Source organism: Pseudarthrobacter sp. (assembly GCF_036675385.1).
Classification (GTDB): domain Bacteria; phylum Actinomycetota; class Actinomycetes; order Actinomycetales; family Micrococcaceae; genus Arthrobacter.
Window position 1 is genome coordinate 1 of record NZ_JAKFFD010000064.1, and the last position, 10065, is coordinate 10065.

Genomic DNA, 10065 nt, shown 5'->3' on the forward strand with positions numbered 1-10065 from the left:
GGCCATGTACCTGCTCAACAACGACTGGGTCGAAGTGGAAGCAGGCGACTTCATGTGGCTGCGCGCCTTCTGCCCGCAGGCCTGCTACGCAGGTGGCCCGGGCGAGTTCCGGTACCTGCTCTACAAGGACATGAACCGCCAGATCAAACTGACCTAGGCCGCCGCTTACCGGCTGGCTCTTACCGGCTGGCTCTTACCGGCTGGCCGCCGAAATCGCTGGAACCATACCGGGTCGCTACAAATTTGCGACCCGGACATGGTTCCGGCGATTTCGCGTTAACGGCCAATTCCCACCCCGCGGAAAATAAATTCCCACGCAATGGGAACTTTGTGATGCCATCCGTGATGCCAGCCACTAACGTCGGTGTTATGCCTACAGATCCGAGCCATTCCGTGACACCGGAAGGCAACGCCTCGCGGTTCGTCGACATCCTGCTCGAATTCGCGCGGCACCGGACTCTGACTGCAGCCCAGATCAGCAAAACAACGGGCATCCCCGCCAGTGCCGTGTACCGGCACCTGGCACTGCTGGTGCAGTCCGGGCTGGTGGCGCAGACCAGGCGCCGCGGGCAGTACAGCGCCGGCCCGGAAACCCTGCGCCTCGCCGCCAACTTCCACCAGGAGGCCATGGTCAAGGGCCGCATCTCGGAGCAGCTACAGCTGCTCTCGGATGAAACCCAGGAGCTGGCCGCCTACCTGGTGGTCCGCGGTGCGGATGCCCTGTGCGTGGATGCCATCGAAGGCCCGCAGATGCTGCGCTGCAGCTACTCGCCGGGCAGCTCGCTCCCCCTGCTGAAGGGCGCCAGCGCCATGGCCCTGCTGGCACACCTGGACCCCCAGGAGCAGAGCAGGATCGTGGCCGGCCTCGGGCTTAGCTCCGAGGACGCAGACAACCTGAACCACGAGGTCCAGCTCGTCCAGGGCCGCGGCTTCGGCCTCAGCTACGGGGCGGTGGATGCGGGCGTCTGGGGCGTCAGTTTCCCCGTGTTCGACGACGGCGGCCGGCTTTTGGGTGCCGTCAGCACCATGGCTCCGGCGGACCGGGCGGTCCGGCGCGAAAAGCAACTCATAGCAAGCACCCGTAACGCCGCATTGGCGCTCGGACACGGAGAAGGATCCCGATGACCAACCCCACCACCCAGCACACGTGGACGGGCCGCGACGACGGCCCCGGCCCAGAGCACCGGCGCTGGCACCACGCAGTAAACACGGCCCAGGCCGGCACCACGGGAATCGCCATCCTTGGGTTCCGCAGCGATGAAGGCGTCCGCCGGAACAAAGGCCGGGTCGGCGCCGTCGACGGTCCCGCAAGCATCCGCTCCGCCCTGGCACCCATGGCGGCGCCGGCGGAACTCCTGGTCCACGACCTTGGCGACACCAGCGTTGTGGACGGAAACCTCGAGGACGGCCAGGAGCGCCTCGGTGCGGCCGTCCGCCAGGCCCTGGACGCGGGCCACCTGCCCGTCATCCTTGGCGGCGGCCACGAAACCGCCTTCGGCACGTACACGGGCCTCCGCGCCAGCCAGGTCACCGATGGACGCCGGATCGGCATCCTCAACCTGGACGCGCATTTCGATCTCCGAGCGGAGGCCATCCCGTCCTCGGGAACACCGTTCCGGCAAGTGGCCGAAGCGGAGCAAGCCTTGGGCCACGGGTTCAACTACACGGTGGTGGGCATCAGCCAGCCCGGCAACACCGAGGCCCTGTTCCAGACAGCCCGGGAGCTCGGCGTCACGTACCTCCTGGACGAGGAATGCACCGAGTCCAGGACCGAGCAGGTCCGGCAGTTCACGCAGGACTTCATCGACTCCGTGGACGTTGTCTACCTGACCATCGACCTCGACGTCCTCCCCGCGTACGTCGCCCCCGGTGTCAGCGCACCGGCGTCGTACGGCGTTCCGCTCTCCGTCGTCTTGGACGTATGCCGCCAGCTGGCCCGCTCCCCCAAGCTCGCCGTCGTCGACGTCGTCGAACTGAACCCCAGGTTCGACATCGACTCCCGCACGGCCCGCACGGCCGCACGCCTCATCCACACGATCGCCACAGAGCGATCCGGGCACCGGCATGCGTAGCCGCAAGCCCGCCTCCCCTCCCCAGAAACGAGCACACATGAAGAACCGATTCTCGCGATTCGGATGGGCTGCCACGACGGCCGCCCTCCTTGCCGCGTTGCTGGGGCTGGCCGCGCCAGCAGCCCAGGCCGAGACGACGCCGGCCACCCCGTCGGCCGGCAAGATGGCGGACCTGCGCTCCGGCAAGACCACCCTCAAGGTCGGCACTGACGCCTCTTTCCCGCCGTTCGAATTCACCGATGCCAACGGCACCAAGATCGGTTTCGACATCGATGTTGTGCGGGACCTCGCTGCCAAGGCGGGCATCAAGAACGTCGAGTTCGTGCAGATGCCGTTCGGCAACATCGTCCCGGCACTGCAGGCGAACCAGATCGATGTCGGCGCTTCGGCCATCTACATCAGCCCCGAGCGCGCCAAGGTGGTGGACTTCTCCGAGATCTACTACCCCGGCGGCCTGGGCATGTTCGTTTCCACGTCCAACGACACCGTCAAGTCGCTGGCCGACCTCGCCGGCAAGAAGGTTGCCGTGCAGGTGGGCACCAAATCCGTTGAGTGGCTCCGCCAGAACCAGCCCCAGGCCGAACTGGTGCAGGTCCAGACCAACGACCAGATGTTCTCCTCCGTCAAACTCGGCCAGGCCGACGCCGTGGTCACCGGGCAGCCCGGCGGCCGGTACTTCATCCACGAGCAGGGCGGCCTGAAGCAGGTCGGCGACCGCCTGACGAACGAGAACTACGGTTTCGCGTTCCAGAAGACCGACTCGGACATCCGCGAGGCGTTCAACACGGAGCTGAAGGGCATGCAGGACTCGGGCGATTTCACCAAGGCCTCCACCAAGTGGTTCGGCGACGAAACCAGCACCGCCACCGGTCCCGCCAAGGAACGCAGCATCTTCAACGTCGCCTCGATCACCAATTCCTGGGGCCCGCTCATGCAGGGCCTGGGGACCACCCTGCAGATCATCGCCCTTTCACTGGCCCTGAGCCTGCTGTTCGGCATGCTGGGCGGCTTCGCCAAACTCTCGCAAATCCGGCCCGTCCGCTGGATCGGCAAGGTGTACGTCTCCGTGGTCCGTGGAACGCCGTTCATCGTCCAGCTGTTCTTCATCTACTTCGGCCTGCCGCAGCTGGGCATCCAGCTCTCGCCGATGGTGGCCGGCATCCTGGCCCTGGGCCTCTACAGCGGCTCGTACGTCACGGAAATCGTCCGCGGCGCCATCCAGTCCGTGGATAAGGGCCAGATGGAAGCCGCCCGGTCCTGCGGCATGAGCTCCGCCTCCGCGCTGCGCCACGTGATCATCCCGCAGGCCTTCCTGCGCATGCTCCCGCCGCTCGGCAACGAGTTTGTGTCCCTGACCAAGAACTCCGCCCTGGTGTCCTTCGTGACCATCAGCGAACTGTTCCTGGTGGGCCAGACCATCATTTCCCGCACCTTCGATGCACTGACCGTGTACGTCTTCATCGGCCTGGTGTACTACGTCCTCACCAACATCATCGGCCTGGCCGCAAACGCAATCGAGAAGAAGATGGCGGTTTACATCTAATGGCACTCCTGGAAACGAAAGAGATCACCAAGTCCTACGGTGACCACCACGTCCTCAAGGGCATCGATTTCACCATCGAGCCGGGCGAAGTTGTCGCCGTCATCGGCCCCAGCGGCGGCGGCAAGTCCACGTTCCTGCGCTGCCTGAACCTCCTCGAGACTCCCACGTCCGGCCACGTGGTGTTTGACGGCGAGGACCTCCTCGCGCCAAAGGTGGACCTGGACCGCCTGCGTTCCCGCATGGGCATGGTGTTCCAGCAGTTCAACCTGTTCCCCAACATGACGGCCCTGAAAAACGTCATGCTTCCGCAGATGGATGTGCTGAAGCTCAGCAAAAAGGACGCGGAAGCGCGGGCCATGGAGCTGCTCGAAAAGGTCAACATGACCCACCGTGCCCACGTCTACCCGAACCGGCTCTCGGGCGGCCAGAAGCAGCGCATCGCCATCGCCCGCGCCGTGGCCATGAACCCCAAGGTGATGCTCTTCGACGAGCCCACCAGCGCCCTGGACCCCGAGGTGGTCCACGATGTCCTGGACGTCATGGCCGGCCTCGCCGCCGACGGCATGACCATGGTGGTGGTCACTCACGAAATGGGCTTTGCCCGCAAGGTGGCCGACCGCGTGGTGTTCATCGACGGCGGCAAGATCGCTGCCGACCTGCCCCCGGAAGAGTTCTTCTCCGAAGGCAACGACAACCTGCGCATCCGGTCGTTCCTCGAGAAGGTTCTGTAACCCGGGACATCCTCCGAACACTCCCACAAGCGGGGGGCGGTGGGCCACCGGATTTCTGGTGCCGCCGCCCCTCAGGTTTAGGCGCGTGACGTGTGCCTTTGTGGTCGTGCCTCACGGTCAGGGCTCAGTAGCCGTCCGCGGTTCAGGTTCAATTGCCCACGCGGCTTCATGCAGGAGACTGGCCAGCCGCCGCTGGAAACGGGCCAGTCTCCTGCGTGCGCGTCCGGCTTGTCGTGGTGCCACAACGGGTGCATCCGGCAAGGCGCTGCGGCTGTCGTTGTTTATGAGGTGGACGACTGCCCAAGCCATCATCAGCGAATTATCCATGGTTCTCTTCTTGTTCGGTGGGGCTCTGGCTCTCGGGTTTGCACTTCCACTGGTGCGGATTGGCTACATTTGGCTGTGCGGGGCGACGGCGGGATCCCCGCCGGTGCGGGCGCCGGACTCCAGTTCCGTGATTTCGGCTACCTCCGCTGGCGTCAGCGACACGGCGGCAGCGCCCAGGTTGCCGCTGCCAGATCGGCGCCCTGCCCCCACGGGCTGTACGCCTCCACCGCAATGCCCAGGGGGCGGTTCTTTGCCGCCAGCTCCTGCTGCTGGAACGCGGGGTGGATTTCGATCTGGTTGACGGCCGGGACAACGTCCGCCACCGCCAGGAGCGTGTCCAGGTGGTCAGCCAGGAAGTTCGAAACCCCGATGGCGCGGATCTGGTTGTTTTCGTACAGCTTTTCCATGTCCTTCCAGGCCTCCGTGAAGAGTCCCTGTGCGGGCACGAGCCAATGGATCAGGTAGAGGTCCAGGTACTCCGGTACGCCGCGGCAGTGTCGATGTGGCGGTAGCCGGCTTCGAGGGCGTCCTCGACGATGCGCTGCGTTTCTTCCGGCGGGACCTGGAATACGCCGAAGCCGAGTTGCGGGATCTGGACGCCGTTGTTGAGGGTCACTGTGGGGATGGTAATTTCCTGTGGCTGGGACATCATCAATTCTTCCGGTGGTTGTGTTGTTTGCTCGAACAGCCCTGCACGGGGCTGGCTATGATTCAACGCTAGAGGCACCGGCAGGCCATGTCAGCGGGTGTGCCATTCCCTCCTTTTCCTAGGACTGGCAGTCCTACCTTCGTCACTGGAAAGCGGGGACGCCGGCTTGGACAATGGAACACATGGGTCAGAGCGCGGAGTTTGGAAAGTTCCTGAAGGCAATGCGGTCGCGGCTGACGCCGGAGCAGGCCGGGATAGCCGCGACCACCGGTGGCAGGCGCGTCCCCGGGCTGCGACGCGAGGAAATCGCGCGCCTTGCGGACGTGAGCACCGACTACTACACCCGGCTCGAACAAGGCCGGAACATCCACCCGTCCCGGGCGGTGATGGATTCAGTGGCGCGGGCCCTGCGCCTGGATCCTGGCGAGCAGGCGCACATGTTCGACCTTCTGGAGAACTGCGCGAAGTCCCAGCATTCACCCATTCCGGAACAGGTTGTTCGGCCGGCTCTCCGCCAACTCCTGGACGCCGTGGGCAACGTTCCCGCCCTGGTCCTGGGCCGCCGCACAGATGTTCTGGCCGGCAACCGCCTGGCGTTCCTTCTGCTTGCGGAATTCCCGGCCATGCCGGCAGCGGAGCGGAACCTCACCCGCTGGATCTTCCTCGATCCGCGCTCCCACGATCTCTTCCGGGACTGGGAGACCGTGGCGGCCGAAGCCGTCGGGACCCTGCGCGCGGATATCGGCCGGCACCCCAACGACCCCCAGGCCAATCAACTCGTCGGCGAACTCGCAGTGCACAGCGAACGCTTCCGCCAATGGTGGGCCGGACACCGGCTGGCCACGGGGTCCGCAGGCAGTGTCCGGCTGCACCATCCCGTCGTCGGGGACCTGGAACTGAACTTTGAAGACCTGACGCTTCCCGACGATCCAGACCAGGTGCTGCGGGTGTATTCAGCGAAGCCGGACTCGCCGTCGGCCGATTCCCTGACCCTGCTCGGCAGCTTCGGCGCCGAAGTGCTGGCCGCCGCGGCAGCCCCTCGGGCCACGGAAGACACGGACGCGTCCGGCGCCAGCAAGGCGCCCTGACTTCCGGGAAGGACAGCGGGTCACATCCTGCGGTGGGCGTCTGTGACAAGACCTGCCACCGGCCCCCGTGGTAGTCGTCGTAGGTCCGCATCGGGCTCGCCGGTGCGGACCTACACGACCCGAAGGATGGAAATGCGCAGCGCCACAGTAATGACCAGGAAGTCTTTGATAGTTGGATCCGGGCTGGGGCTGCTGGCACTTGTCACCGGCTGCAGCAGGTCTGCCGCCGGGGCCGCGGCACCATCGCCGTCCGCCTCCGCAGCTCCACACGCCTGGTCCTACGACGGCGCCGAGGGCCCTGAACACTGGGGCACCCTGAGTTCCGACTTCGGCTCCTGCTCGTCCGGCACCGCCCAGTCCCCCATCGACGTCGGCGGCAGTTCGGGCCTTTCCCCCGCGCCGCTCGCCCTGGCCTATTCCGCCTCGGAAGGCGAGGTCACTGACAACGGCCACACCACCGAGCTGCACGCCCTCTCGGCCCAGGGCATCACGGTTGGCGGCAAGCAGTACGCCCTCAGGCAGATGCATTTCCACACCCCGTCCGAGCACACGCTGGACGGCGCCCGCTACGATGCGGAGTTCCACTTCGTCCACCAGGCCGACGACGGCGGGCTGGCCGTCGTCGGGATTCTCGCCACGGTGGGGGCTACCAATGCGGCGTGGGCGCCGTTCACGGACGGCGTGCCCGCCGCAGCCGGCGGGCAGAAGGTGGCGGCCGGCGTCGTGGACTTCCCGGCGCTGTTCCCGGCGTCGCTGGACCATTTCGCGTATGACGGCAGCCTGACCACTCCGCCCTGTTCGGAAGGCGTGCGCTGGCTGCTCCTCGAGACGCCCCTTGAGGTGGGAGCCGGACAGCTCGCCACACTGCGCGCGGCGCACGCGGGTAACAGCCGGCCGGTCCAGCCGCTCAACGGGAGGGACGTCGTCGCGGCGGACCAGTAGAACCTCAGACCGTGGCGGGGTCCGTGTTGGCGCCGCAGAGGATCACGGCCACGCGTTCGCCGTCGGCCGGGATGTAGGCGCCGGAGAGCAGGGCGGCGAAAGCGGTGGCCGCGCCGTGCTCCACGATGATGCGGTACTCCTCCCACAGCAGGGAGCGGGCGGCCACGATGTCCTCGTCGGAGACCAACACGGCGCGGACACCGGTACGGACGGCCACGTCGAAGCCGATCCGGCCGATCTGCCGGGCGCCCAGCGAGTCAGCGGCGATCCCGGAGACGGCCACGTCCACGGGGGTCCCGGCCGCGAGCGCGGCGTGCAGGGTGGGCGTTGAGTGGGACTCAACGCCCACCACTTTGGCCCGGCCTTCCACGGCGGCCGCGACGCCCGCCATGAGCCCGCCGCCACCCACGGCCACCACCACGGTGTCCACGTCGCCCAGCTGCTCCAGCAGCTCGGTTCCGATGGTGCCGGCGCCGGCTGCGATCTCAGGCTGGTCGTAAGCGTGGCAGTAGACCGCGCCCGTCTCGGCGGCGTAAGCCATCGCTGCGTCGTAGGCCTCGGAGTATTCGGCCCCGCGCTGGACCACGTTGGCGCCGATGTCCCAGAGCTTCTTGACCTTCACGGCCGGGGCAGTCTCGGGCACGAACACCGTGGCCGGGACCCCCACTTCCGTGGCCGCGTAGGCGTTGGCGAGCCCGGCGTTGCCGCCGGAGGCCACCACAATGCCGACGTCGTCCTTGAGTTCGCCGCGCTCCCGGCAGGCCAGGACCCGGTTGAACGCACCCCGCGCCTTGAAGGTGCCGGTGTGCTGCATGAACTCGCATTTGAGCCACACCTCGCCGGGGAATGGGCCTCGGTCAGCCGCCAGCACGGGCGTGACGCGGATCCTCCCCGCAATCCGGGCAGCGGCTTCGTCGACGTCGGTGCGTGTGATCATGGGGAAATCCTCGTTCCGGGGTGGGGCTGGGTACAACGTTCAGGCTATCGCCCGCGTGGTGTCGCCGTCGTTCCGTCCCAGTGGCTCGGCGCAAAAGCGTCCCAAAGAGGGAAATGGGCCGCTTGCGCGGGCCGGGTTCGCGGCATGCCGGATTACCGGCCCTGCTGCCGGTCGTGTTCCCGGGGCCGCTTGAATTTGTTAACCGATGAAGATGACGAGGTCTTCGCAGAAGTCGCGTCCTGCCGTGTCCGCTTGCCCGTGACTGGCCGTCTCGCCGAGGTCCCTAATGAACTCGTCGTCGGAGGGGTCAGCAGGTGTGCCGCCGTGATCCATGAGGATCGCGAACCTGAAGGTACCCGTGTCCATGAAGAGACGCGTACCGTCCGGGCCGTAGACCTTTTGGACGCCGGAGACAGCGATCTCGACGGTCAGGGTGCCATCGCCGTTGTCGGTGATTTTGTGGTCCCGTGCCTGGCCTGACTCCGTGATCGTGTAGGTGTGCTCGTTCAGGGTGTTTGTCCACACATCGGTTGAGCGGATCGGACCCCCTCCGTATGCGAGGCCGTCGCCGTGATGAACGAAGAGGAACATCCCCTCGGCATGCCTGTCGTGTCGCACGGGGAAGTCTACGATCCCGGCGCAAAATCCGGGGAATTCTTCCTGGGCAATGGCGCTGCTGGACTCCGTAAAGTGGTCGTGCTCGAGCGGCCGCGCCGTCAACGCAGGGGCAGCCGATGCGACCGAGATTCCGATCGCGGAGATCACCGCTCCCATGGTGGCGAGTACCTTGTGCTTCATTTTCATCCTCCTCGATTGGTGGCCCGCAGCAGCGAGCCAGAGATCATCTGTTCGTTGCTTGGGTGGGGATCGACGGAGAGCAGGCAACCACGGCCAGGGAATTCAGAAGCATCACGCACAAGACAATGAGTTTGAGATTCGGCTGTGATGCCGCTCCGCCACTTTTCACAAGGGGCACCTCCACACCAAGAATGTGTCCGGAGCCCAGATCAGCGGAGATTTCTGATGGGGAAAACGCTACTCTCAGGGCGCCGTTGGCACCAGAGTTCAACACAAGAGACACATTCCGAACGAAATATCCCTGCGGGCGCCGGTGTTGCCCCGGATATGACAACCATCGGAATCATCGGCGCAGGACACATTGGCAGCCAGGTTGCCCGCAAAGCGGTGGAACTCGGCTACGACGTGGTGATCAGCAATTCCCGCGGCCCCGAAACGCTGGCCGCACTCGTGGCGGAACTGGGACCCCGCGCCCGGGCCGCGACGCCGGCCGAAGCGGCAGCGGCGGGCGATTTCGCCGTCGTGACCATTCCCTTCAGGAGCCTCGGCAGCATCCCCGTGGAGCCGCTCGCGGGGAAGATCGTGATCGATACCGGCAACTACTACTGGAAGCGCGACGGCCGTGTTCCGGCCCTCGACGCCGGCGAAACCACGTCCTCCGCACTGGTCCAGAAACACCTGCCGACGTCCAAGGTGGCGAAGGGCTTCAACCACATCCGGTACAGCGAGATCACCACGGACGGCACGCCTCCCGGCACCCCTAACCGCCGTGCCCTGGCCACCGCGAGCGACTTCGCCGAGGCCAGCGAGCTCGTGACGAAGCTGTATGACGAGTTCGGCTTCGACACGGTGGACCTCGGCCCGCTCTCAGAGAGCTGGCGCGCGGAGCCGGGCCGTCCGGCGAATGTGGTGCGGCAGAACGCTGCTGAACTCAGCGAGACCCTGGCCAAGGCGCCGCGGACCGTCTGACGCTTGGCG

At 66.1% G+C, this 10065-nt stretch carries 9 protein-coding genes and 2 pseudogenes; 8 read left to right on the top strand and 3 right to left on the bottom strand.

Features of this window, described 5'->3' with window-relative positions; all coding sequences use genetic code 11:
- From V6M49_RS05370 to V6M49_RS05390, 5 genes and pseudogenes are all read left to right on the top strand, one after another.
- Positions 1-157, top strand: a pseudogene (locus tag V6M49_RS05370) ((S)-ureidoglycine aminohydrolase); the annotation flags it as partial.
- A gap of 212 nt (positions 158-369) precedes the next feature.
- Complete coding sequence (locus V6M49_RS05375; RefSeq protein ID WP_332760460.1) at positions 370-1125, top strand: IclR family transcriptional regulator; 756 nt, start codon at positions 370-372, stop codon at positions 1123-1125.
- Entirely contained in the window at positions 1122-2072 is a 951-nt protein-coding gene (gene hutG / locus V6M49_RS05380) for a formimidoylglutamase (protein ID WP_332760461.1), read from the top strand. Before V6M49_RS05375 ends, hutG begins: the two co-directional genes overlap by 4 nt.
- Positions 2073-2109: 37 nt before the next feature.
- Entirely contained in the window at positions 2110-3615 is a 1506-nt protein-coding gene (locus V6M49_RS05385; RefSeq protein WP_332760463.1) for an ABC transporter substrate-binding protein/permease, read from the top strand.
- Positions 3615-4346: an amino acid ABC transporter ATP-binding protein gene (locus tag V6M49_RS05390; RefSeq protein ID WP_332760465.1), complete on the top strand. Its 732-nt coding sequence runs from the start codon at positions 3615-3617 to the stop codon at positions 4344-4346. The genes V6M49_RS05385 and V6M49_RS05390 overlap by 1 nt, the downstream gene beginning before the upstream one ends.
- Before the next feature lie 390 nt (positions 4347-4736).
- Here V6M49_RS05390 and V6M49_RS05395 read toward each other — a convergent pair.
- Positions 4737-5322 (bottom strand): annotated as a pseudogene (locus V6M49_RS05395) (aldo/keto reductase).
- A gap of 182 nt (positions 5323-5504) precedes the next feature.
- Here V6M49_RS05395 and V6M49_RS05400 point away from each other — a divergent pair.
- Both V6M49_RS05400 and V6M49_RS05405 read left to right on the top strand, forming a co-directional pair.
- Positions 5505-6410 carry a helix-turn-helix transcriptional regulator gene (locus V6M49_RS05400; protein WP_332760467.1) on the top strand — a complete coding sequence of 302 codons (906 nt, stop codon included), beginning with the start codon at positions 5505-5507 and terminating at the stop codon, positions 6408-6410.
- Positions 6411-6542: 132 nt separating this feature from the next.
- Positions 6543-7352, top strand: coding sequence for a carbonic anhydrase (locus V6M49_RS05405; RefSeq protein WP_332760469.1), 810 nt, complete (start codon positions 6543-6545; stop codon positions 7350-7352).
- 4 nt (positions 7353-7356) lie between these two features.
- Here V6M49_RS05405 and V6M49_RS05410 read toward each other — a convergent pair whose 3' ends face one another.
- Together V6M49_RS05410 and V6M49_RS05415 are read right to left on the bottom strand one after the other, a co-directional pair.
- Positions 7357-8289, bottom strand: a complete 933-nt coding sequence (locus V6M49_RS05410; protein ID WP_332760470.1) for a threonine/serine dehydratase — start codon at positions 8287-8289, stop codon at positions 7357-7359.
- A gap of 198 nt (positions 8290-8487) precedes the next feature.
- A complete protein-coding gene (locus V6M49_RS05415; protein WP_332760471.1) occupies positions 8488-9087 on the bottom strand; it encodes a hypothetical protein in 600 nt (199 codons plus the stop codon).
- Positions 9088-9312: 225 nt separating this feature from the next.
- Here V6M49_RS05415 and V6M49_RS05420 point away from each other — a divergent pair, with 225 nt between their 5' ends.
- Entirely contained in the window at positions 9313-10056 is a 744-nt protein-coding gene (locus V6M49_RS05420) for an NADPH-dependent F420 reductase (RefSeq protein WP_332760473.1), read from the top strand.
- Positions 10057-10065: the final 9 nt, after the last annotated feature.

Coding starts and splice junctions, on each gene's coding strand:
- V6M49_RS05420 (WP_332760473.1), top strand. CDS start 9,313: ATGGGGAAAACGCTACTCTCAGGGCGCCGTTGGCACCAGAGTTCAACA.
- V6M49_RS05405 (WP_332760469.1), top strand. CDS start 6,543: ATGCGCAGCGCCACAGTAATGACCAGGAAGTCTTTGATAGTTGGATCC.
- V6M49_RS05415 (WP_332760471.1), bottom strand. CDS start 9,087: ATGAAGCACAAGGTACTCGCCACCATGGGAGCGGTGATCTCCGCGATC.
- V6M49_RS05385 (WP_332760463.1), top strand. CDS start 2,110: ATGAAGAACCGATTCTCGCGATTCGGATGGGCTGCCACGACGGCCGCC.
- hutG (WP_332760461.1), top strand. CDS start 1,122: ATGACCAACCCCACCACCCAGCACACGTGGACGGGCCGCGACGACGGC.
- V6M49_RS05390 (WP_332760465.1), top strand. CDS start 3,615: ATGGCACTCCTGGAAACGAAAGAGATCACCAAGTCCTACGGTGACCAC.
- V6M49_RS05410 (WP_332760470.1), bottom strand. CDS start 8,289: ATGATCACACGCACCGACGTCGACGAAGCCGCTGCCCGGATTGCGGGG.
- V6M49_RS05400 (WP_332760467.1), top strand. CDS start 5,505: ATGGGTCAGAGCGCGGAGTTTGGAAAGTTCCTGAAGGCAATGCGGTCG.
- V6M49_RS05375 (WP_332760460.1), top strand. CDS start 370: ATGCCTACAGATCCGAGCCATTCCGTGACACCGGAAGGCAACGCCTCG.